General features: G+C 65.7%; 19 protein-coding genes. 10 read left to right on the forward strand and 9 right to left on the reverse strand.

Features of this window, described 5'->3' with window-relative positions:
* Positions 1 to 13 precede the first annotated feature (13 nt).
* The gene (locus ACTPOE_RS07195; RefSeq protein ID WP_458871523.1) at positions 14 to 973 is read right to left on the reverse strand and encodes an SDR family NAD(P)-dependent oxidoreductase; all 960 of its coding nucleotides are present in this window, start codon (positions 971 to 973) and stop codon (positions 14 to 16) included.
* 101 nt (positions 974 to 1074) lie between these two features.
* On the opposite strand from ACTPOE_RS07195, the gene ACTPOE_RS07200 reads away from it, so the two are divergent.
* The 3 genes from ACTPOE_RS07200 (at position 1075) to ACTPOE_RS07210 (ending at position 4360) form a co-directional block, all read left to right on the forward strand.
* Positions 1075 to 1728 (forward strand): TetR/AcrR family transcriptional regulator, encoded by a 654-nt coding sequence (locus ACTPOE_RS07200; RefSeq protein WP_458871524.1) that lies wholly within the window; start codon positions 1075 to 1077, stop codon positions 1726 to 1728.
* A gap of 256 nt (positions 1729 to 1984) precedes the next feature.
* On the forward strand, positions 1985 to 3631 hold the full coding sequence (locus ACTPOE_RS07205; RefSeq protein ID WP_458871525.1) for an electron transfer flavoprotein-ubiquinone oxidoreductase: 1647 nt from the start codon (positions 1985 to 1987) through the stop codon (positions 3629 to 3631).
* Between the two features lie 75 nt (positions 3632 to 3706).
* Positions 3707 to 4360 (forward strand): MarC family protein, encoded by a 654-nt coding sequence (locus ACTPOE_RS07210; protein ID WP_458871526.1) that lies wholly within the window; start codon positions 3707 to 3709, stop codon positions 4358 to 4360.
* Between the two features lie 163 nt (positions 4361 to 4523).
* Here the strand turns inward: ACTPOE_RS07210 and ACTPOE_RS07215 are convergent, their stop codons facing one another.
* Both ACTPOE_RS07215 and ACTPOE_RS07220 read right to left on the reverse strand, forming a co-directional pair.
* Positions 4524 to 6041 (reverse strand): M81 family metallopeptidase, encoded by a 1518-nt coding sequence (locus tag ACTPOE_RS07215; protein ID WP_458871527.1) that lies wholly within the window; start codon positions 6039 to 6041, stop codon positions 4524 to 4526.
* Between the two features lie 23 nt (positions 6042 to 6064).
* Positions 6065 to 7384, reverse strand: coding sequence for an MFS transporter (locus tag ACTPOE_RS07220; protein WP_458871528.1), 1320 nt, complete (start codon positions 7382 to 7384; stop codon positions 6065 to 6067).
* 130 nt (positions 7385 to 7514) lie between these two features.
* On the opposite strand from ACTPOE_RS07220, the gene ACTPOE_RS07225 reads away from it, so the two are divergent.
* Positions 7515 to 8441, forward strand: a complete 927-nt coding sequence (locus tag ACTPOE_RS07225; RefSeq protein ID WP_458871529.1) for a LysR family transcriptional regulator — start codon at positions 7515 to 7517, stop codon at positions 8439 to 8441.
* Positions 8442 to 8769: 328 nt separating this feature from the next.
* Here ACTPOE_RS07225 and acs read toward each other — a convergent pair whose 3' ends face one another.
* The 4 genes from acs to ACTPOE_RS07245 form a co-directional block, all read right to left on the reverse strand.
* The gene (acs, locus tag ACTPOE_RS07230) at positions 8770 to 10749 is read right to left on the reverse strand and encodes an acetate--CoA ligase (RefSeq protein ID WP_458871531.1); all 1980 of its coding nucleotides are present in this window, start codon (positions 10747 to 10749) and stop codon (positions 8770 to 8772) included.
* Positions 10750 to 10883: 134 nt separating this feature from the next.
* Complete coding sequence (locus ACTPOE_RS07235) at positions 10884 to 12173, reverse strand: MFS transporter (RefSeq protein WP_458871532.1); 1290 nt, start codon at positions 12171 to 12173, stop codon at positions 10884 to 10886.
* Positions 12174 to 12289: 116 nt separating this feature from the next.
* The gene (locus tag ACTPOE_RS07240) at positions 12290 to 14176 is read right to left on the reverse strand and encodes a propionate--CoA ligase (protein ID WP_458871533.1); all 1887 of its coding nucleotides are present in this window, start codon (positions 14174 to 14176) and stop codon (positions 12290 to 12292) included.
* 204 nt (positions 14177 to 14380) lie between these two features.
* A complete protein-coding gene (locus tag ACTPOE_RS07245; RefSeq protein ID WP_458870343.1) occupies positions 14381 to 15646 on the reverse strand; it encodes a transposase family protein in 1266 nt (421 codons plus the stop codon).
* A gap of 271 nt (positions 15647 to 15917) precedes the next feature.
* Between ACTPOE_RS07245 and ACTPOE_RS07250 the strand changes: the two genes are divergently transcribed.
* The gene (locus ACTPOE_RS07250) at positions 15918 to 16751 is read left to right on the forward strand and encodes a C40 family peptidase (RefSeq protein WP_458871534.1); all 834 of its coding nucleotides are present in this window, start codon (positions 15918 to 15920) and stop codon (positions 16749 to 16751) included.
* Between the two features lie 217 nt (positions 16752 to 16968).
* Here ACTPOE_RS07250 and ACTPOE_RS07255 read toward each other — a convergent pair whose 3' ends face one another.
* Positions 16969 to 17370, reverse strand: a complete 402-nt coding sequence (locus tag ACTPOE_RS07255; RefSeq protein WP_458871535.1) for a DUF2325 domain-containing protein — start codon at positions 17368 to 17370, stop codon at positions 16969 to 16971.
* Positions 17371 to 17628: 258 nt separating this feature from the next.
* Here ACTPOE_RS07255 and ACTPOE_RS07260 point away from each other — a divergent pair, with 258 nt between their 5' ends.
* From ACTPOE_RS07260 to ACTPOE_RS07280, 5 genes are read left to right on the forward strand one after another with little or no spacing between them, the layout of a single operon-like run.
* Positions 17629 to 18849 (forward strand): amino acid ABC transporter substrate-binding protein, encoded by a 1221-nt coding sequence (locus ACTPOE_RS07260; protein WP_458871536.1) that lies wholly within the window; start codon positions 17629 to 17631, stop codon positions 18847 to 18849.
* 30 nt (positions 18850 to 18879) lie between these two features.
* Positions 18880 to 19743, forward strand: coding sequence for a branched-chain amino acid ABC transporter permease (locus tag ACTPOE_RS07265; RefSeq protein ID WP_458871537.1), 864 nt, complete (start codon positions 18880 to 18882; stop codon positions 19741 to 19743).
* Complete coding sequence (locus tag ACTPOE_RS07270) at positions 19740 to 20687, forward strand: branched-chain amino acid ABC transporter permease (RefSeq protein WP_458871538.1); 948 nt, start codon at positions 19740 to 19742, stop codon at positions 20685 to 20687. The genes ACTPOE_RS07265 and ACTPOE_RS07270 overlap by 4 nt, the downstream gene beginning before the upstream one ends.
* A complete protein-coding gene (locus ACTPOE_RS07275; protein WP_458871539.1) occupies positions 20684 to 21424 on the forward strand; it encodes an ABC transporter ATP-binding protein in 741 nt (246 codons plus the stop codon). The genes ACTPOE_RS07270 and ACTPOE_RS07275 overlap by 4 nt, the downstream gene beginning before the upstream one ends.
* The gene (locus ACTPOE_RS07280; RefSeq protein WP_458871541.1) at positions 21421 to 22155 is read left to right on the forward strand and encodes an ABC transporter ATP-binding protein; all 735 of its coding nucleotides are present in this window, start codon (positions 21421 to 21423) and stop codon (positions 22153 to 22155) included. Before ACTPOE_RS07275 ends, ACTPOE_RS07280 begins: the two co-directional genes overlap by 4 nt.
* Before the next feature lie 16 nt (positions 22156 to 22171).
* On the opposite strand, the gene ACTPOE_RS07285 is transcribed toward ACTPOE_RS07280, so the two are convergent.
* Complete coding sequence (locus ACTPOE_RS07285; RefSeq protein ID WP_458871542.1) at positions 22172 to 23134, reverse strand: CysB family HTH-type transcriptional regulator; 963 nt, start codon at positions 23132 to 23134, stop codon at positions 22172 to 22174.
* Positions 23135 to 23209: the final 75 nt, after the last annotated feature.

A 23209-nucleotide genomic window follows, 5' to 3' on the forward strand; every position in this document is an offset into this window, starting at 1 on the left:
TCCACCCCGGCGATCACTTGCGGTCCGTCAGAAGATCGACCAGAAGCGCCCATTCGGCGGGCCAGCTTTCCGGCGTCGTGTAGTTTTCCTCGCTGCGGATGCGATCGACATGGCTCGCCACGTCCTCGACCGTCAGTCCGCCCCGATCGACGGGATGCTTGAAGAAACCCGGCGTGCGTCCCACGAAGATCCGGGCGACCGAGCCGGAACCGGCGGACCAGGTCTCGCCGGTCCATGGGCATTCGCGCGACGCGAAATAGCCCACCACGGGCGCCACCAGCTCGGGGACGACCATATCCTCGCCGACCTGATGGTATTGGGGCATCTCGACATCCTCGGTGAGCTGCGTGGAGGCCATGGGGGCGACGGCGTTCACCCGGATGCCGTGTCTGGCGCCTTCGAGCTTGAGCACCTGCAGGAGCCCGAACACGCCTCCCTTGGCCGCCGCGTAAGGCGCGATGCCCCCGTTGCCGAACAGCGCGACCCCGGACGTGGTGAACACGATCCGGCCGTACTGCTGCCGGATCATCTGCTGATAGCACGGCTGCGTCACATTGAAGGCGCCCCACACGTGCACGTCGAAGATCGGCGCGGCGTCGGCAAGGTCGAGTTTGTTGAACGATGTGAGCGAAATATTCCCGGCGTTGTTGACCAGAATGTCGATGCGCCCGTATTCCGACAAGGCCAGGTCGGCGATCGCCCGCCCGCCTTCGCGAGTGGATACCGAGGAGGTGTCCGCCACGGCCTCGCCTCCCAGCGCGCGGATTTCCCGGGCGGTGAGTTCCGCCGAGCTCGCAGACGCGCCGTCGGGCCCTGTGCGGACGCCGATGTCGTTCACCACGACCCGGGCGCCACGAGAGGCCAGCAGCATGGCATACGCGCGGCCCAGCCCGCTGCCCGCGCCGGTCACGATCGCGACCTGGCCCTCGTAACGGAAATTCGCATCCGACGCACCACTCGATTGATGTACCATGTCTCCATCCTTGCCAGCCAAGTTTTTTCTTGTATGTCCATACTCTAAGTGACGCCGCACAAAAAAGCAATAGTGACGTCACTTTTTTTAAAAAGCAGGAAATGCTCAAGAAAGCTCCGGAACCGAACCTTCCCCAGCCCACCACCCCGAAGGGGCGGGCGACCCTGGCCCGCATCCTGTCGAGCGGCCGAGAAATCTTCGGCGAAGCCGGCTACGTCTCGATGCGCATGAGCGATCTGGCGGAAAGGGCCCAGTTGTCGATGGGCGCCCTTTACCGCTACTTCGACAACAAGGACGACGTCTTCCTGGCGATCATCCACGACATCCACAACGAGCTGTACGCCGCCAGCCGGCCCGACGAACGCCAGATCTTCCGCGATCGCCCCGGCGACGCGATCCTCGAATCCAACCGCGGCTACCTGGGCCACTACCGCAACCACCGCAAGGTGATGCGGGCGTTCATCGAGGCGACCATGGTGGACCAGCGCTACGATGACATGTGGTGGTACATGCGGGAACGCCACATCGTCCGGGTCGCCACGGCGCTGGAGCGCGACCACGGCATCACCGAGATCAATGGCATGCCGGCGCGGACCTCCCTGGAAGCCCTGGCCTCGATGACGGAACAGTCCGCCTACGTCTGGTATGCGCACCCCGATACCGCGGCCGACATGCTGCCCGTGGACGACGCGGCACGCATCGTCAGCGAAATCTGGTGCTGCACCCTCTTTTCCAGGAACATGGCGGACCGCTGATGCTGGCTACGGACGAGTTCTGCAATACAATGGCCCGCAACATGGCGAGGCCCGGCCTCGCTTAAGGATACTCGGAACAAGTCCCCGCGCCGCGTGCATCCGCGGGCTCGGGCGGTCTGCGGCGTTGCCCATCCTCGCGATAGCACCGGCTGTCGCTGCGATTCGCGCCTTGCCGCCCACCCCGATTCGCGGCGCCCGCTTTCCGCTCGACTTGTTCCGAGTATCCTCAACGCTCATCAAGCAACGGGAACGACCCATGACTGAACGTGAATCGATGGAATACGACGTCGTCGTCGTCGGAGGCGGTCCGGCCGGGCTTTCAGCTGCGATCCGCCTGAAGCAGCTGACCGCCGAACGCGGCCAGGATGTCAGCGTCTGCGTGCTGGAAAAGGCCGCCGAGATCGGCGCCCACATCCTTTCGGGCGCCGTGATGGATCCCCAGGCGCTGAGCGAACTCATCCCCGACTGGAAGGAACGCGGCGCCCCGCTGGACGTGGCCGTCTCGGACGATCGGTTCCTGTTCCTGACCGAATCGGGCGCGCGCGCCACCCCGGCCTGGCTGCTGCCGGACTGTTTCAAGAACCACGGCAACTACATCGTGCGCCTGGGCCACTTAACCCGCTGGCTGGGCGAGCAGGCCGAGGCCCTGGGCGTGGACGTGTTCCCCGGCTTCGCCGCCGCGCAGATCCTCTATACCGAATCCGGCGCCGTGCGCGGCGTGCTGACCGGCGACATGGGCGTGGCGCGCGACGGCAGCCACACCGACGCCTACCAGCCCGGCATGGAGCTGCTGGCGCGCTACACGATCTTCGCCGAAGGCTCGCGCGGCCACCTGGGCCGCCAGTTGATCGAAAAATACCGCCTGGACGCCGGCCGCGACCCGCAGAGCTACGCGATCGGCATCAAGGAACTCTGGGAAGTCGATCCCGCGCAGTCGCGCCCCGGCATGGTCATGCACACCGCCGGCTGGCCGCTGGATTCGGACACCTACGGCGGCTCCTTCCTGTACCACCTGAACGACAATCTGGTGGCCGTGGGCCTGGTCGTGGGCCTGGACTACGCCAACCCGTGGCTCTCGCCCTTCGAGGAATTCCAGCGCTACAAGACCCATCCGGCGATCCGCGCCACCTTCGAGGGCGGCAAGCGCATCGCCTACGGCGCGCGCTCGCTGACGGCGGGCGGGCTGCTGTCCCTGCCCAAGCTCTGCTTCCCCGGCGGGGCGCTGGTGGGCTGCGAGGCCGGCATGCTGAACGCTTCCCGCATCAAGGGCAGTCATTCGGCCATCAAGTCCGGCGCCCTGGCCGCCGAAGCCGCTTTCGACGCCCTGGCCGCGGGCCGCAGCCACGACGAACTGACCGCCTACCCGGCCGCCTTCGAGCGCTCCTGGCTGCACGCCGAACTGAACAAGTCGCGCAACTTCAAGCAATGGTTCAAGAAAGGCCGCACCATCGGCACGCTGATGACCGGCATCGAGCAATGGCTGTTCAAGGGCAGGATGCCCTGGACCATTCACCGCACCAAGCCGGATCACGCCTGTCTGCAGCCGGCGGCCGAATGCGCGCGCATCGACTACCCGAAGCCCGACGGCAAGCTGACCTTCGACCGTCTCAGCTCGGTATTCATCTCCAACACCAACCACGACGAGAACGAGCCCGTCCACCTGACGCTGAAGGACGAATCCGTCCCGGTCGCCGTCAACCTGGCAAAGTTCGGCGGCCCCGAGGCACGCTTCTGCCCGGCCGGGGTCTACGAATTCGTCAAGACCGAGACCGGCGAGGACCGCCTGCAGATCAACGCCCAGAACTGCGTCCACTGCAAGACCTGCGATATCAAGGACCCGACGCAGAACATCGTCTGGGTGACGCCTCAGGGCGGCGAAGGGCCGGTCTACAACGGCATGTAAAATGCGCTCCGGGCGCCGCGCGGGGCGGTGCCCGGTTCCGATCACGCAGGTCTGCCGGGCGGGAGCCCATCACCGATGGATATCGCCTTCGCCACCAAATTCCTGGGCGCCCTGTTCGCCATCATGAACCCGTTCATCACCCTGCCCCTGTTCCTGGCGGTCACGGCCAACAAGACCGTGGCCGAGCAGCGCAGCCAGGCGGCGGCGATCCTGCTCTACACCTTGGCGATGTGCGTCGTCATCTCGCTGGCCGGCAGCCACATCATCCACTTCTTCGGCGTCAGCCTGGATTCCTTCCGCGTCGCCGGCGGCCTGGTGCTGAGCGGCATCGCGCTGTCCATGCTCAACGGCCAGCCGATCACCTCGCATGAACGCGCCACCCAGGAAAAGAATGTCGGAGGCCTGGCCGCCCGCGCCGAGGTCGAGGACAACCCCGCGTTCTATCCGCTGACCTTTCCCATGATCGTCGGGCCAGGCACCATCGCCACGCTGATCATCTACGGAGCCCAGGCCCACCAGTCGAGGCAGTACCTGGCCTTCGGCGTCGTGCTGGCGATCGTCCTGGCCGCCCTGTTCGCGGTGCTGTATTTCGCCGCATCCATCGGCAAGCTGCTCTCGACCAAGATGCGCGTCATCATGGCCCGCGTCATGGGCATGATCCTGGCGGCCATCGCCGTGGAAATGATGTTCGCGGGCATCAGGGCGCTGCTGCCGGGGCTGGCGCACTGACATCCGGACAGCACCGGATCCCGACACCGCCAACAGGCCCGGCACAGCCTGCCGCTGGAGGCGGCCTGACCAATCCAGAGGGCAGGCTTGTCGTCGCGGATGGGCTTTGCCCCCGAAGCAAGCGAATACCGACGGTTCGTGACCCGTGAGACACGGTGAAGTTTCACAGGCTTTTCATGTCGGACGCGGCGGGGAAAGCCGCACCCATCGGCTTCAAGCGAATTCCCGGCGCCAGGCGTTTCCACGGCAGATCCGCGGGATCGGCCGTCATCGGTCCGGGAGCTTTGGCGACGAGCACCGCATGGGCGATAGGCTGAAAATCGGCCCGGAAATGCACGGAACTCTTATTGACAAGAATCTTCATCGCCTCTGGCGTCACGCCCGCCATGCGGTAGAGGTTGCGATCCAGCATCTGAGCTTTGCCACTGCTCGCAACGATCAGTACGCCCTCGATTCGCAACAGCGCCACAGGGCCGACATCCGCCATCATTCCATTCATCATCGGTCCGTCATAGCGGCAGATCCCATCGGAAAGGCCAACCACATCGAAATGGCCGAGGAGCGGCGCATCGCCCGTCGTGCCAGAGATGCCGCCCAGCGCCAACTCCACTGTGGCGCCCATACCGGCACGCTGCGCCTCGGCCACTGCATGCGGGTCCCAGATCAGCCCGATGGCGGCTTCGCGCGCGCCGTTATGCAGCAATGCCCGCAACATGCCCATGGTATTGGAGTCCCCGCCGGCACCAGGATTATCTTGCGTGTCGGCAATGACGACAGGCCTATCGGCATGTTCAGCAAGGCGCATGGCCTCACGCACCGCGTCGTCCGGCGAAAGAAAAGACACATCCCATGCGGCCTCGTCGGCCAGCATCTCCTCGTGCAATGTCCGCACGGCATCCTCCACCGCGGCGGCGTCCTCGCCATAGCCCCAGATCACCGGGCCGCATTCCGGGAAATCCGCCGCGGGAAAGCCCGGGGCGAAGGACAGCGAAGCGACCCCTCCCTTCTCCAGCGCACCCAGCCGCGCATACATGCTCCGGGAAGGTTCCAGCAAAGTGCACATGCCATTGATGGGAATCAGGAAAGGCAGGCGCCTCGCGGCGCGATGCAGCGCCTTCTTGGCCTGAAACAGATGTTGCAGCAGTTGCGCGGCGCGTTCGCCGGTCTCCGCCATATCGACGTGCGGATAGGTGCGGAAGGCCACCAGCGCATCGGCGGTATCGAGCATGCATCGCGTGACATTGGCGTGCAGGTCGAGCGATGCCACCAGCGGGACGTGCGGCCCGATGACACTGCGCAACCGCGTCAGCAGAGTACCTTCTCCATCGTCCAGATGCTCGGCCACCATCGCACCGTGCAGGTCGAGATAGACCGCATCAAAGCCGCCCGCACGCGCCGCGGCAACGATCTCGCCCGCAATACGCTCGTAGGCATCTTCCGTGACGTGCGCCGACGGACTGGCGCCCGCCCAGATCACGGGCCGCGGTATCCAGCCGTTGCGTTCCGCCGCGCGAATGAATCCGCCCGCCGGAATATTGACGTCGCGCAGCGCCAGCACGTCGGCGCCGCGCGCCAGTGCCGGAAACCCTTCGCCGCGCTCGAAGCTGGCATAGGTGGCTTTGGAAGGTGCGAACGTATTGGTTTCGTGCTGGAAACCAGCAATCAGAATACGGGTCGTCACGGGTTTCTCCGGTAGGAATGATTTCAAACGGCCGCTGCGCCTTGCCGCAGTGTCGGTGTACGCGCAAGCACCAGCATTGCGGCGCCCGCGATCAGCAGCGCCACCATGACGAGCAGGCCCGCCTGCATGCTTCCGGTGGCCGTGCGCACCCAGCCGATGATGGTTGGGCTGAGAAAGCCTCCCAACAGGCCGATCGTGTTGATCAGCGCAATTCCGCCGGCGGCGGCATCGCCCTTGAGATATTGGGAAGGAATGGCCCAGAACACGGTATAGGCCGCCCACAGCATCGCGGTGGCAATCGTCATGCAGACCAAGGACACGGCCAGCTGGCCGCTGTACAGTGTGGCCGCCGCAAGCGCAGCCGCGCCGATGAGCGCGGGCACCGCACTGTGCAAACGCCGTTCGCCACGACGGTCGGACCGGCGGCCGAGCACGACCATCGCAATCGCGGCGCCGATGTACGGGATCATTGAATACAAGCCGATTTGCATGGTGTCCGTCACACCATCGGCCTTGAGGATGGATGGCAACCAGAAGCTGACGGCGTAGATGCCACAGATCATGGTGAAATAGGTGAACGCCAGTTGGTACACGTGCGGATCCCTTACCACTCGGCCAAAGGAATGTTGATTCGCATCCGGTGTGCGCAGTTCGGCCGCAATCATGCGCTTCTCACCGTCTGTCAGCCACTTGGCATCGGCGGGCCGGTCCGCAAGCACACGCAGCGTCAGCAGCCCCAGCAGCACGCAAGGCAGTCCTTCGACCAGAAACATCCACTGCCAGCCCGCCAGGCCATGGACGCCGGACATCGACGTCATGAGCCAGGTGGACAACGGAGAGCCGAAGATGCCGCCGATCGGCCCGGCCAGCATGACGACGGCCATGACGCCCGCCATGCGCTGCTGGCCATACCAATAGGTCAGGTAGAAGATCATCCCGGGAGCGAATCCGGCCTCGAACACACCGAGCAGGAAGCGCAATACATAGAACATCGTCTCGCTGTGCGCGAACATCATGCCTGCCGAGGTGAGGCCCCACAACACCAGGATGCGCGCGATGGTCTTGCGTGCGCCGATACGCGGCAACAGCAGGTTGCTGGGAATCTCGAACAGGACATAGCCCAGGAAGAAAATGCCCGCGCCCAGTCCATACGCGGCATCGGACAACCCGAGATCGCTTTGCATCTGGAGCTTGGCGAATCCTATGTTGACGCGATCCAGGTAGGCAAACGTGTAGCACAGCAGCAAAAAGGGAAGCAATCGCCAATTGAGCTTGCGATATAGCGCCCGGTGCTCCGGACCCTCATGCTTCCGCGGCTCGTTTTGGGGGGTGGAAATGAACATGAGGTCTCCTTTATTTAATATTGCCGCGTCATGACTGCGCGTGACTGGAATCGTCATCCAATCGCGTGATTTTAGAAAGAGCAACTTAAGTATGATATCGTTGCTCAAAGAGCAACATTCGGAGGCCGGCATGCGAGAACTGAACCAGCGCAGACTACGCTACTTCCACGAAGTATTGACACACGGTTCCATCCGAGGCGCGGCGGACAGCCTGAACACATCGCCATCGGTGATCACACGCCAGATCAGGCTGCTGGAGGATGAAGTCGGCGCCCCTCTGTTTGATCGCTATGCCCGCGGCGTACAACCGACCGAGGCGGCGACCTGCCTGCTCGAATACTGGCGCGGCTGCCAATCACAACAGGAATTGTTCGAGGGCCGATTGCATGCTTTGCACGGCTTGCGGCACGGGCGGGTGCGCATCGTGTCCAGCGAAGGCTTCATAGACAGCCTGATGGACGAAGTACTGACCGACTTCTGTGCACGCTACCCGGACTTGGACGTGACGGTCGAGGTGCTGCCGGTCAACAATGTATTGCAGGAAATAGCGGAAAGCCGCGCACACATCGGCCTGGCCTACAACCCGCCGCCACATGCGGAGATCCGCTGCGTCGCAACCTCTCCACAGCCGGTGGTGTTGCTGGTCCGGCCCGGCCATCCGCTTGCAATGCGCGGCGGCATGGTTGCTGTGCAAGAACTGAGCCATTACCCGCTCGCGATCATGCCGCCCGCCTTTGGGCTGGGCCAGATTGTGCAAACGCTGGCCTATGTTGAAAACATCCGGCTACAACCCACGCTGACAACCAACTCCCTTGCTGCGCTGCGGAGCTTTGTCAAGCGCAACGACGGCATCACCCTGATCAGTGCTTTCGCCGCCTATCGGGAACTGCGGTCGGGGGAACTCGTGACGCTGCCTGTTTCTCATCCCTTGTTCGCGGCGGCCAAGGCGCAAGTTCTGACCAAGACGGGCAGAACGCTCGGAGTGGCCGCGGAAACGCTGATGTCGAAAATCCTCAGTGACATGTCGATGCTCAACGGGCGGAATCATGCCCAGTGACCCGCAGACCCCGGGATTCCAGGCGGAAGTGCCTGGCTAACGCATTTTGAGTACCCATCACAAACTGTGGACGCCGGTCCGGGGCCCTCACCTCGTGATTTACGTTCCACGCTTCCTCTCCACACTCGGTCGCCCTCGTGCAGTTGCGCTTCGCTTCGTTCGTCGTGACCAACTGACGGCGGGACTTTCACCTGCAGGTATGCGCCCATGTCGGGCACACCAGGAGTGCGCCCATGCCGGGCGCACCTGAAAAAAGGGGCAAGGGGAATCCCCCTGCCCCTTCGGCTGTGTCCGGCGCTCTGGATCACAGAGCGCCTTCCAACACGCTTTACCGCACCTGGGCCAGTTGCTCCAAGATGCCGGGGTTTTCCAGAGTGGACACGTCCTGGGTGATGGGCTCGCCCTTGGCGACCACGCGCAGCAGGCGGCGCATGATCTTGCCAGAACGCGTCTTGGGCAGGTTTTCGCCGAAACGGATCTCGCGCGGCTTGGCGATGGGGCCGATTTCCTTGGCCACCCAGTCGCGCAGTTGCTTGGCCACGGCGGCGGCCTGGTCGCCCTCGGGCAGCGAGCCGTTGAGCACCACGAAGGCCACTACGGCCTCGCCGGTCGTGTCGTCCGGACGGCCGACCACGGCGGCCTCGGCCACCATTTCGTGCGCCACCAGGGCCGATTCGACCTCCATCGTACCCAGGCGGTGACCCGAGACGTTCAGCACGTCGTCGATGCGGCCCATGATCCAGAAATAGCCATCCTTGTCGCGCTGCGCGCCGTCGCCCGCCAGGTAGTAACCCTTGAGCTCTTCCGGAAAGTAGGTCTTCTTGAAGCGCTCCGGGTCGCCCCAGATCGTGCGGATCATCGAGGGCCACGGACGGCGGATCACCAGGAAGCCGCCCTTGCCGCGCTCGACCTCTTCGCCGGTCTCGTCGACGATGGCGGCGTCGATGCCCGGCAGCGGCAGCGTGCAGGAACCCGGCTTCAGCGGAGTGACACCCGGCAGCGGCGTGATCATGTGCGCGCCGGTCTCCGTCTGCCACCAGGTGTCGATCACCGGGCAGCGCTGCCCGCCGACGTTGTTGTAGTACCAGACCCAGGCCTCGGGATTGATGGGCTCGCCCACTGAACCGATGATGCGCAGGGAGCTCAGATCGAAGGACTTGGGATGGACCTTGGGATCGGCCTCGGACAGCTTGGTCAGCGACCGGATGGCCGTCGGCGCGGTGTAGAAGACCGTGACCTTGTGCTCCTGGATCATCTTCCAGAAGCGCCCGGCATCCGGATAGGTGGGCACGCCCTCGAAGACCACCTGGGTCACGCCGGCCGCCAGCGGGCCGTAAGTGACATAGGAGTGGCCCGTCACCCAGCCCACGTCGGCCGTGCACCAGAACACATCCGCCGGCTTGGCGTCGAAGGTCCATTTCATGGTCATCAGCGACCACAGCAGGAAGCCGGCGCTGGAATGCTGCACGCCCTTGGGCTTGCCGGTGGAACCGGACGTGTACAGGATGAACAGCGGATGGTCGGCGTCGACCGGAACCGGCGGGCAGTCGGCGGACTGGCCCTGGACGACGTCGTGCCACCACAGGTCGCGGCCGGCGTTCCACTGGACGCTGGAACCGGTGCGCTTGTAGGTGATGACCTTGCGCACGGCGTCGCAGCCGCCCATGGCGATGGCCTCGTCCACGGCGTCCTTCAGGGGGATGGACTTGCCGCCGCGCATCTGCGCGTCGGCCGTGATCATCAGCGTGGCGCCGACGTCCACGGTGCGCTCATGGATGCTCTTGGACGAGAAGCCGCCGAATACCACGGAATGGATGATGCCCAGGCGGGCGCAGGCCTGCATGGCGACCACGGCCTCGATCGACATCGGCAGGTAGATGATGGCGCGCTCGCCGGCCTGGTAGCCCAGGGATTTCAGGGCGTTGGCGAATTGCGAAACCCGCGCGTGGAGTTCCTTGTAGGTGACCTTGGTCACCTGGCCGTCGTCGGCCTCGAAGATGATGGCGGTATGGTTCTCGACCGGAGTGCCCAGGTGCTTGTCCAGGCAGTTGGCCGAAACGTTCATCTGCCCATCGGCATAGAACTTGTAGAACGGCTTGTTCGACTCGTCCAGCACTTGGGTGAAGGGCTTGGACCAGACCAGGTTTTCATTGGCCAACCGGGCCCAGAAGGCGTTCGGATCGCGTCTGGCTTCGTCGCACAGGGCCTGGTAGCCCTCCATCCCCGACACGTTCGCCTGCTTGACGAGGTCCGCCGGCGGCGGAAACACCCGGTTTTCCACCAATATGGATTCAATTCCCGTGGTCATGGCTCGCTCCTGAGTTTAGTGATGTTTAATGACGCGTTCACTTTATGTTTGAATGTTGCAACCGTACCGCACGATACTTACTCGACACTGACAAATGCAACCCGGCCCCGGCGGGAAGGCGCTCCAGCGCGCGGTCAGGCGACGGGGGCCCGGTCCGGCCCGGCGCCCGCGGACGCATCCGCGTCCCGGGCGCGCATGCCGCGTTCGAAATCCAGGCGTCCCAGCAGCGCCAGCCCGGCCAGGAAGAACAGGCCGGTCGTCAACAGGGCGGCGCGGTGATTGCCCCCCGTGGCCCAGACCAGCATGCCGTAGGACAGCGGCCCGAAGACGGCCGCCAGCTGCACGGCGAAGGTCCACAGGGCGAAGAATTCCGCCGGGCGGCCGACCGGCGCCAGCACCCCGACCATGGCCCGACCCGCGCTCTGGCTGGTCCCCATGCACAGTCCGGCCAGCGCGGCGGCCGACCAGAACACCGGCAGCGAGCGGGCCGAGACCGCGAGCAGCACCATGACGATCCAGCCCAGCAGGGTCAGGGCCAGCGCCCCGCGGTGCCCGATGCGGTCCTGCAGGTAGCCGAAGCCGAAGGCCCCGGCGGCCGCGCCGATATTCACCAGGAACACCAGCAGCATGGTCTCGCGCATGCCGAAGCCCATGACCTCGGTGGCATAGACGGCCGACAGAGTGATCACCACCGCGATCCCCGCCTGATAGCAGACGATGCACAGCAGCAGGCGGCGGAAGTCGGGAAAATCGCGGCGGGTCTCGCGCCAGGCCGTCCGCAGTTGGGCCAGTATCGCGACCGGCTCCCGGTCCGCCCCGGAACCGGGCTCGCGCAGCCACAGGAACGCCGGCAGCGCCGCCGCCGCGAACAGGACGGCCGTCAGCCCCATGATCCAGGGCACGTAAGCCTGGGCCGGCAGTCCGCGGGATTCCGCCGAGGCCGCCACCCACAAAGCCAGGCCCAGGGCCAGCATGCCGCCGAAATAGCCGAAACCCCAACCCCAGCCGGACACCCGTCCCATGGCTTCGGGACGGGCCAGCCCCGGCAGGAACGAGGCCGCCGCCGATTCGCCGATGCAATAACAGACATTGGAGAGCGCCAGCCACAGCAGCCCCCGGAAGATGTCGCCCGGCCCCACGCTGGCCAGCGCGGCGGTGGCCAGCACGCACCCGGCGGTACTGGCGAACAGCAGCCGGCGATGCCCGGCCCGGGCATCCGCCCGTGCGCCCAGGCCCGGCATCCACAGCATCACCGTCAGATAGGACAGGGACAGGGCCGCCGTCAACGCCAGGGTGCCCCAGCTTTTCCCGGCCGCCACCACGCCGACGAAATAGGCGTTGAAAACCGTCGTCAGCACCACGGTGGTATAGCCGGAATTGGCGAAGTCGTACATCGCCCAGGACCAGACTTCGCGCCGCCCCACCCCCGGCTTCAACAGCGGAACAGCGGCGGCCTCGCTCCTGCCGGGGCCGGCCCGGCCCGCTTCGGACGGATCCGGGCGCCCCCCGGCCCCGGGCCCGGACGCGTCCCGGTTCCCGCTCACAGCGCGGCGCGGATCTGGTCGAGCGCGCCCGGATCCTCGATCGTCGTCAGATCGCCCGGATCACGGCCTTCGCACAACGCCACGATGACCCGTCGCAGGACCTTGCCGGAACGCGTCTTGGGCAGGGTATTGACGAAGAAGATGCGGGCCGGACGGGCCACGGCGCCGTTGCGCTGCTCGATGACGCGCTTGATCTCGGCTTCCAGGCGGTCGCGGGCGCCAAGCTCGTCGAGCGCGGCGGGGTTGCGCAGCACGGCGAAGGCCATGGCCTCCTGGCCCTTGAGCTGATCGGCCACCCCCACCACGGCCGATTCCGCCACGGCCGGATGGGTGTTGACCGATTCCTCGATCTCGCGTGTGCCCAGGCGGTGCCCGGCAACGTTGATCACGTCGTCGGTGCGGCCCAGGATATACCAGTAGCCGTCGTCGTCCACCAGCCCCCAGTCGGAGGTCGAATAGCAGAGGCGGCCGGGGAAGGATTGGAAATAAGTGCGCACGAAGCGCTCGTCGTTGCCCCAGATCGTGCTCATCGCGCCCGGCGGCAGCGGCGGCTCGATCGCCACCACGCCCTTCTGGTTCGGACCGCAGTCCCGGCCGGTGGATTCGTCGATCACCCGCGCGTCATAGCCGTAGACCGGGAAGGACGGGCTGCCGAAACGGGTGGGGACTTCCTCGATCCCGGGCTGGGCCGAGAGGATCGGCCAGCCGGTCTCGGTCTGCCAGTAGTTGTCGATCACCGGCTTGTCCAGGGCCTCGGACAGCCATTGGCCGGTGAGTTCGTCGAGCGGTTCGCCCGCCAGGTAGATGCGCTCCAGACTGGACAGGTTGTGGCGGCGCAGCAGGGCAGGATCGTGCTTCTTCAGGACGCGGATCGCCGTCGGCGCGGAGAACAGCACGTTGACGCGATAAGTCTCGACGATGCGCCAGAGAATGGCGGCGTCGGGGCGCACCGGCGTGCCTTCGTACATGACGGTCGCCTGGCCGTTGAGCAGCGGCCCGTAGACCACATAGGAGTGCCCCACCACCCAGCCCACGTCGCTGCTGGAAAAGTAGACGTCGCCCGGCTTGCCGCCATAGATGTATTCCATGGACGCGCACAGCGCCACCGCGTAGCCGCCGACGTCGCGCTGGACGCCCTTGGGGTTGCCCGTCGTGCCCGAGGTGTACAGGATGTAGCTGGGCTTGTTGGACTCCAGCCAGACCACCGGCACCTGGGCGTCCAGGTGGCGCGCCCGCAGCGGCGCGTACTCCAGGTCGCGTCCCGCCGTCAGGTCCATGGGCGCCAGGCCCCGGTTCACCAGCACGACGCGCTCGGGCGCGTGGGACGACTGGGCGATCGCCTGGTCCAGCAGCGGCTTGTAGGCGATCGGCCGCCCGCCGCGCGAACCGGCGTCGGTGGACACGATCACCCGGGGCCGGGCGTCGTCGATGCGCTGGGCCAGGTTGTGCGCGGCGAAACCGCCGAACACGACGGAATGAATGGCGCCGAGACGGGCGCAGGCCAGCATGAAGAAGGCGGCCTGGGGGATCATGGGCAGGTAGATCAGCACGCGGTCGCCCTGGACGATCCCCAGTTCCTGCAGAGTGGCGGCGGCCGCGTTGACCTCGCGCGCGAGGTCAACGCGGGTGTAGACGATTTCCTGGTCGACTTCCGTGGACACCCAGATCAGGGCGGGCTGGTCGCCCCGGGTGTCGAGCCAGCGGTCGACGGCGTTGTAGCACAGGTTGGTGCGCCCGCCGACAAACCAGCGCGCGAACGGCGGCCGGGAATAGTCCAGGACCCGGGTGAAGGGGGTTTCCCAGTGGATGCGCCGGGCTTCGTGCGCCCAGAAGGTCTCCCGGTCCTGGACCGACTGGCGATGGAACTCGCGGATTTTCTGCATGGATTCGTCTCCGGTGCCACCCTGTGGCCCGAGCGGACCGCGGGTGTTTCTATGAGGAATTGAATGGGTGACATGCTACACCCTGGCCGGACCATACAATGCCAGTCTGACACGAGACTGACGGAAGACGGCGAAGGCGGCGTGGAGGCCGGCACAGTCTTTTCCAAACCGTAGATGAGTCTGAACTTGCAGAGAACAGGCTGTTCAGGCGGCCTTGGCGGCGGATCGTCGATGGATGGTTGCAAACAGCGCCGAGCGTGCCTTTTGCAGCTGTTCGGCGGCTTCATTATCACTCATGGCCCGCGCCTGGATGAGCAGGCTCTGTAGGGTGATACCGGGCTTGAGCCCACGGGCAGGCGCCGGCAGACTGTGCAGCTTCTCCAGCGGGGTTCGCACGAGCGCTTGAGGGTAGGTGGTGCGGATCTTGCCTTTGGCATCGATCGTCTGTTCGGGGAACAGGCAAGGGCGGTGCATGTTCAGGTAGGGCACGAGGTGCTGCTCACAGAACGCGTTGATGGGCCGGGCGTGCTTTTGCGGGATGTGGGCGTAGCCGAAGGTGCGCCGGATGACCACGCCGTTCTTGGCCTCGACCAGGGCATTGTCGTTGGTGTGGCGGGGCCTGGACTTGGTGAACTCGGCGTTCAGCTTGTCGAGCAGGGCGGCCACGCGGTGGTTGATGTATTCGCCGCCGTTATCGGCATGAACCCCGCGGATGCGAAACGGGAAGCAGGCGAGCATCTGTTCGAGCACGGGCAGCAGGAACGCCTCGGAGATGCGTTCGCAACAGGCGACGACCTGCCACTGGGTGATGCAATCCACGGCGTCGATGTAGTACACGCCCTTGATGCCGTCGTAGTCGCCCTGGTGCACGCTGTCGATGCGAATGAAGCCTGCGCGGCCTGCGGGCTCGGGGGCCTTCCTGATCGCGATGGAGACGGCTCGGCTGGGTCGGGTCGGCTCCCAGTGGCCGCGCGTCTGCCGGTAGCGCGCCTGGTGGCGTAGGTTGTACAGGTGGGAGACGGAGATCGTGGCCAGGCGCTCATAGCGCGCGTCGCCGTAGACCAGCCAGGCGCGTTGGCACAGGTGGCGAGTGGCCGCCCCGCTCAGGTTCTCGTGCAGGGCATCGAGCCTGGCCAGCGCGGTGATGTCCCCCTCGGTGTAGCGGCGCGTAAAGCCGTGCGCGGGCGCGTGGCGCTGCCCAAGCGGGGTGTGATCGCGGAATCGGGCGATCAATCGGCTCAGGTGCTGGCGTGAGTAGCCACTGGTCGCGAGCAGGTAGCGGATGACCAGTCCCTTCTGGACGCGAGTGAGCGAGGGGTATCGAAAGCGCTGCAGCACCGACAGGACGTGCACCTGGCGCTGCGCTTGGGTGCCAGCGGCGACCTGTGGCTCCAGGCCAGCGGTGCCGGCCAGGAATTGTTCCAGGCTCTCCAGGCTGGTGAGCCGTTCGTCGTGTAAGGTCAAGATCATCTCCCGATGATCGACGACCCGCGGCCAAAGCTCCAGACTCATCTGATGTTGGAATCACCAGGCCCCCTTCAGACTCATCTGATATTGGACAGGGCTGGCACTTTACTCAATCCGGCCGATCCACTACACTCGGAGAGTTGTCCGCAGGGCGGGCAACCTACAAGATCAACCCGGCGTCCGGTATCCGGCCAGCCTGCGATCCACGTCCCGGTTCTTCGACCGCCGTGGCCACGCGAGGCGACCGCGGACGGCGACATCCGAAGATCCGCCCATGCCTCCGCCTCACTCCGCCCCAGATCAGCCGAATCCGCTCCGCCCCCTGGCGACCCGTTCCCTGAAACTGCTGCTGTGCGCTGGCCTCGTCGCGCTGACTGGCTGCGCGACCCAGCCCCGCAAGACGGCCGAAGCGGACCTCACCTCCAACCATCTGCTGCGCGACAGCTATCTGCTCAGCACGCAATCGGATCCGCTGGGCGCCTGGCTCGACAACAAGCGCAGCCTGGCCATCGACTATCCCGAATCTTATGGCGCCAGCCAGGCGCCCAGGAGCATGGCGTCCACTGCCATGAAGTTCCTGGGAGTCAAGTACCGCTACGGAGGCGACGCCCCCGGAGAAGGCTTCGACTGCAGCGGCCTGGTCGCCTACGCCGCCGAAAAATCCCTGGGCCTGAAACTGCCCCGCCGGGCGCGCGAGCAGGCTCAGCAAGGCGTTTCCGTGGACCGCGACGAACTGCGGCGCGGCGACCTGGTGTTCTTCAATACCCTGGGCCGCCAATTCTCGCACGTCGGCATCTATCTGGGCGACCATAAGTTCCTGCATGCGCCGCGCACCGGCGCCAGCATCCGCGTCGACAGCATGGACATGGCCTACTGGCGCAAGCGCTACAATGGCGCCCGGCGCCTCCAGGCGCAGTCCGACACCAGCCAGCCCGTGACCCTCGAACCCGCGGTCGTCGAACCCGCGGCCAGCAAGAAGCAGGCAATCGGCAAGAAGCAGGCAAGCACCAAGCGCGTGGCCGCCAAACCCGCGACCGCCAAGCGCACGGCCGCCAAGCATACGACCGCCAAGCGCACGGCCACCAGGCACACAACCGCCAAGCGCTAGTGTCCTGTCTGGCTAATTCCGATCCTTACCTTCGGCGCCCGGGCTGGCCATGCTGCGTTGCTTGTCCACCTCACCGCTTGCAAGCCGTGAGCCGGTCCAAGCCACAGGTGCAGAGATACAAGGTGGAGAGGTACCGCAATCCGGGACGTGCCGCGCAGCGCGGGGGCGCCATTTCTCATCGCCAGGCACATTGCCCGCGCGCTCTTTCCGTGACCGCCTACACCTGCAGGACCAGCCTGCCCCGTGCGCCCCGTCCTTTGCACGCCACGCGCACCACCGGCCGGTCCGTGTTTTCCTCGCGCAACGGGCACGCTTTACAGTAGCCGCACTGGTCCAGGGCCTGCTGCATGCTGCACACCGACCGCCGGCAAGCCAGTACCCGGATGCCGGCGCGCTGCGCCGCCAGGCGGAACGTCTTCATCACGTTGTGCCCGAGAAAATCCGTCAGCAGGATGACCAGGTCCGTTCCGGAGGGCAACACGGGCGCCTTCTTCTGATGCGAGGGATCGCGGCCGCTGATGTGATGGCGGATGGCGATGTTGTGGTCGCGCAGCAGGTCCGGAATATTGCCCAGCCGGTCCGCGCCGACGATCAATGCACTGACTTGGGATTGCGCCATGGGATGGACTCCTGGAGGTGGGCCGGCGCGGCATGACCGGCTTGTCATCGTGGTTTTGATAGTTAATGATAATCATTCCCATTAACAAACGCAATTCTGTTTTGTGTAAAAAGTCTTCGCGCAACCTCCGGATTTACCCCGAGGCCGGCTGTCCGCCCTCAGGGAAATTCAGCTTTCAGTCAATTTTCATTCAGAAAGTTGTTACCAGGCGTGGCGCACAATTTCCGGAAAAGAATCCTTTCCAACCGGAGACACATCATGCTGCACACTCTGTTGCGCGACGGGCTGCCTTGCGCTGCCCTGGCCCTGGCCCTGAGCCTGAGCAGTCCCGCCAGCCAGGCGGCCGGCAACGAGATCATCCTGGGCGCGTCGGTCCAGTTGACCGGTCCCGTGGCCAACACCGGACGCTACTACAAAGACGCCTACCAACTGGCGGTCGACCAGATCAACCGCAAGGGCGGCGTCGAGATCGGCGGCAAGAAATACACGCTGGCGCTGAAGATCTACGACAACCAGTCCGACGTGAACCTGAGCGTGCGCCAGTACACGCAGCTGGTCTCCAAGGACAAGGTGAACTTCCTGCTCGGACCCTTCGCCAGCAACTTCGCCCTGGCCGACTCCGCCGTCTCGGAAAAGTATCAGATCCCGATGGTCCAGGGCGGCGGCGCCTCTGACCAGATCTTCTCGCGCGGATTCAAGTACGTCTTCGGCACCCTGGCGCCGGCCAGCAACTACTTCGGCAGCACGATCTCCATGCTGAAGCAGCTCAAGCCGGCCCCCGCCCAGGTCGCCCTGCTCTACGCGGATGACGCCTTCGACGTGTCCGTGGCCAAGGGCACCCGCCCCCTGCTGGAAAAGGCCGGCCTGAAGACGACGATCGACGAGCGCTACAGCAGCAACGCCAGCGACTTCAATACCCTGCTGTCGCAGATCAAGGCCAAGCAGGCCGACGCCGTGCTGGTCGCGGGGCATGAAACCGAGATCCTGAACTTCATCCGCCAGGCCAAGAGCCTGGACGTCTCGCCCAAGCTCTATTCCTTCACCGTGGGCGTGCCCAGCGAGGACTTCCGCAAGGCCCTGGGCGCGGACGCCGAATACGCCTTCGGCATGACCGCCTGGCTGCCCAGCGAAACGCAAAAAGACGACTGGTTCGGCGACGCCGCCCAGTTCGCCAAGGCCTGGGGCGCCCAGTACCGCTACGAACCCGACTACCACGCCGCCTCCGGCGTGGCCGATGTCGAAGCGATCGTGAAGGCCATCGAGAAGGCCGGCACGCTCGATCCCAAGGCCGTGCGCGACGCCCTGGCCGCCAGCGACTTCCAGAGCCTCTACGGGCACATCGCCTTCGCCGACAACGGCCAGATCAACCTCGATCAGGTCGTCATCCAGGTGCAGAACGGCAAGCCGGCGGCCGTGTTCGACGGCAGCAAGTTCCTGCGCGACGCGAAGTACCCGATGCCCGACTGGTCCAAGCGCTGATCCCCCCTCACGATCCCGAGAGAGCCCGTCTTGGACCTTTTGCTGCAAGTCCTCGTCAACGGCATCCTGCAGGGCGGGCTGTACGCCATCATGGCGCTCGGCCTGGCCCTGGTCTGGGGGGTGCTCAACATCGTCAACCTGGCCCATGGCGCCTTCATCATGCTGGGCGCCTACATCTCCTGGTACAGCTTCACCTGGCTGGACCTGGATCCCTTCCTCGGGCTGCCCATCACGGCGGTCCTGATGTTCGGCGTCGGCTACGCCGTGCAGCGCGGCATCCTGAACCTGGTCGCCCGGGCGCCCATGTTCAACACGCTGCTGATCACCTTCGGCCTGGAGGTCGTCCTGACCTATCTGGCGCAGCTGGTGTTCTCGGCTGATTTCCGCACCATCAACCCGTCCTATTCCGGCCAGAACATCGACGTCCTGGGCCTGACCATCCCGATGGTCCGCCTGGCGGCGTCGGGCCTGGCCATCCTGCTGACGCTGGTCATGTGGCGCTTCCTGCTGCATACCCGGCTGGGCCGGGCGATCCGCGCCACCGCCCAGAACCTGTCGGCGGCGCGCCTGCACGGCGTCGAGCCGCGCCACCTGTACGCCGTGACCTTCGGCCTGGGCCTGGCCCTGGCCGGCGCGGCCGGCGGCCTGTACGGCACCGTGTCGCAGATCAACCCCTACATCGGCGCGACCCTGACCGCCAAGTGCTTCGCCATTTCCATCATCGGCGGACTGGACACGCCCCTGGGCGTGATCGCCGGCGGCCTGGTGCTGGGCCTGATCGAGGCGCTGGCCACCCTGTACATCGGCCCGACCTTCGCCGACGTCGCCAGCTTCGGCGTCCTGGTGCTGGTGCTCATCGTGCGGCCCAGCGGCCTGCTGGGGAAGACGGCATGAAAACCTTACGCATCCCGTTGATCCTGGCCGTGCTGGTCGCGCTCGCGCTGCTGCCGCTCTATGGCTCGGACACCGTCATCCAGTTCGGCATCAGCACCCTGCTGCTGGCGGTGCTGGCCCAGGGCTGGAACATCATCGGCGGCTACGCCGGCTACCCGTCCTTCGGCAATTCCACGTTCTATGGACTGGGCGCCTACGGTGTGGGCATCGCCATGGTGCAGTGGCACTTGCCCTTCGCCGCCGGCCTGGCCTTCGGCGTGGTCCTGGCCGTGGTCTTCGCCATCTGTCTGGGCATTCCGGTGCTGCGCCTGAAGGGCCATTATTTCGCCATCGCCACCCTGGCCCTGGCTCAGGTCATGGCCGCCATCGTGTCCAACGTCGAACTGGCCGGCCAGAACATCGGCCTGGTGCTGCCGCCGCTGAACAACGATCCGCTGTTCTATGAACTCTCCCTGGGGCTGCTCGTCCTGGCTACCCTGACAGTCTGGTGGCTGACCCGCAGCCGCTTCGGCTTCGGCCTGATCGCCATCCGCGAAAACGAGGAAGGCGCGGTCGTGATGGGCGTGGACACGACGCGCTACAAGGTCCTGGCCTTCGCCCTGGCGGGGCTGTTCAGCGCCCTGGCCGGCGGCATCCAGGCCTACTGGATCACCTTCCTGGACCCGGCCAGCGCCTTCGACATCACGCTGAACGTGAAGATGATCATCATGGCGGTCTTCGGCGGTCCGGGCACGATCCTCGGCCCCATCATCGGCTCCTTCATCCTGTCGGCCATCTCCGAATTCCTGTCCAGCGAGGTCACCAGCATCGCCGGCCTGTTCTTCGGCGTGGTCATCGTGATCGCCGTGGTGCTGATGCCGCGCGGCCTGGCCGACGTGGCGCGCCGCTTCCACCAGACGGGCTGGCGCTATTTCATCGAAAACATCCGGATGCATCGGCTATGAGTTCAAGTGCGATCCTCGAGGCTCGCGGCCTGACGCGCCGCTTCGCCGGGCTGGTGGCCGTGCACGACGTCAGCTTCGCGCTCGCGCCCGGCGAGATCCTGGGCTTCATCGGCCCCAACGGCGCGGGCAAGACCACGCTGATCAGCCTGCTGAGCGGCACCCTGGACCCCTCCGAAGGCGAGGTCTGGTTCGACGGCAGGCGCATCGACCGCATGGCGGCCTTCCGCCGCGCGCGCCTGGGCATCGGCCGCACCTTCCAGATCATGCAGCCCTTTCCCGGCCTGTCGGTGCTGGACAACGTGGCGGTCGGCGCCCTGTTCGGCCGCGGCCAGGGCCAGGCCAGGCTGGCGCTGGCGCGCGAAAGCGCCCGCGAATGCCTGCGCTTCGTCGGGCTGGGCAAGCACATCGACCACCGCGCCGAGGACCTGGGCGGCCCCGACCGCAAGCGCCTGGAACTGGCCAAGGCCCTGGCCATGCAGCCACGCGTGCTGCTGTGCGACGAGGTCATGGCCGGCCTGAACCTGGTGGAGATCGACGAGGTCATCGACATCATCCGCAAGGTGCGCGACACCGGCATCAGCATCATCGTCATCGAACACGTCATCAAGGCGATCCGCACCCTGTCGGACCGCATCATGGTGCTGCACCACGGCGAGAAGATCGCCGACGGCGCGCCCGACAGCGTGCTCACCGACAGCCGCGTCGTCGAAGCCTATCTCGGGAAGAAGCGCTCATGAACGCCACCTCCTCCCCGCAGGACGCGCTCCTGCGGATCCGCGACCTGTCGGCCGGCTACGGTCTGGTCGGGGTGCTGCAATCGATCTCCCTGGACGTCCGGCCGGCCGAATTCCTGGCGCTGGTGGGCGGCAACGGTGCGGGCAAGACCACCCTGCTGCGCACGATCTCGGGCCTGCTGCCGATTCAGTCGGGCACCATCGAATGGGAGGGCCGGCCCATCGGCGGGCTCACGCCCGACGGGATCTTCCGCCTGGGCATCGTGCAGGTGCCCGAGGGTCGCCAGCTCTTCCCCCGCATGTCGGTGCAGGACAACCTGCTGATGGGCGCCTACCGGCGCGACGACAAGGCGGGCGTGCGGGCCGACCTGGAGAAGGTCTACGGCCTGTTTCCCCGCATGGCCGAGCGGCGGCGCCAGCTGGCCGGCAGCATGTCCGGCGGCGAGCAGCAGATGTGCGCCATGGCGCGCGCCCTGATGGCCCGGCCGCGCCTGCTGCTGGTCGACGAGATGAGCCTGGGGCTGGCTCCGATCATCGTGGACCAGCTGATGGACAACCTGACGGCCATCCGCGACCAGGGGGTCACCATCCTGCTGGTCGAGCAGGACATCCACCTGGCGCTGGCGGCGGCCGACCGGGCCTACGTGCTGGAGACCGGCCGCATCGTGCGCGAGGGGCCGGCTCGCGATCTGATCGAGGATCCGGAGCTGAAGCGGGCCTACCTGGGAGTCTGAATCACCCGGGTTCCGCCTAAGCCGCGTCCCGCACCGGCGGCGCCAACTGGGCGACAGCCTCGGCCACCACGTCGCGCGACAGCTCCGGCGCCAGCATTTCCATCAGCACGTAGACGAAATCGCGCAGGAACACCCCGCGCTTGATCGCCACGCTGGTGGTGTGCCGGCCGAACAGGTGCCCGGCGGGCAGGCCGACCAGCCCCTTGTCGCGGCGCGGGTCGAAAGCCATGCCGGCGATGATGCCGATCCCCAGGCCGATGTCGGCATAGGTCTTGATCACGTCGGCGTCGATGGCCTCCAGCACGATGTCGGGTTCGATCCCGGCCTTCTCGAAGGCCGCGTCGATGGCGCGCCGGCCCGAGAAAGCCCGGTCGTAGGTCACGATGGGATACCGGGCCAGGTGCTCCAGCGACAGGTTGCGGGCGGCGCTGGAAGTCAGTTCCGTCAGGGGATGATCCGGCGGCACCACCAGGGTGTGCTCCCAGGAGTACACCGGCAGGGCCACCAGGCCCGGGGTCTGCGCCAGGGTCTCGGTGGCGATGGCCAGATCCGCCTGCTCGTGCAGGACCAGCCTGGCCAGGTGTTCGGGGTTGCCTTCGGCCAGCGACACGTGGACCTTGGGGAAGCGCGCGCGGAATGCCGGGATCACGCGCGGCAGCAGGTAGCGGGCCTGGGTATGGGTGCAGGCGATGACCAGGGAGCCTTCGTCGCGCTGGGCGAATTCGTCGCTGACCTTCTTCAGGTTGTCGACCTCGCGCATGATGCGGTCGATGACTGCGGACACGGCCTGGCCCGGCTTGGTCAGGCCCTTGAGGCGCTTGCCGTGGCGCTCGAAGATCCGCACGCCGAGCTCGTCCTCGAATTCGATGATGGCCTTGGACACCCCCGGCTGGGACGTGTACAGCGAACGGGCGGCTTCGGTGAGGTTGAAGTTGCGCCGGATCGTTTCACGGACGAATCGGAATTGCTGCAGGTTCATGACGATGGCCCTATAGGAAGAGCCATTATATGTAATATAGAACCTGGTTAATATGACTTTTTGTTATTTGTTTAG

The organism is Castellaniella sp. WN, from assembly GCF_054457555.1.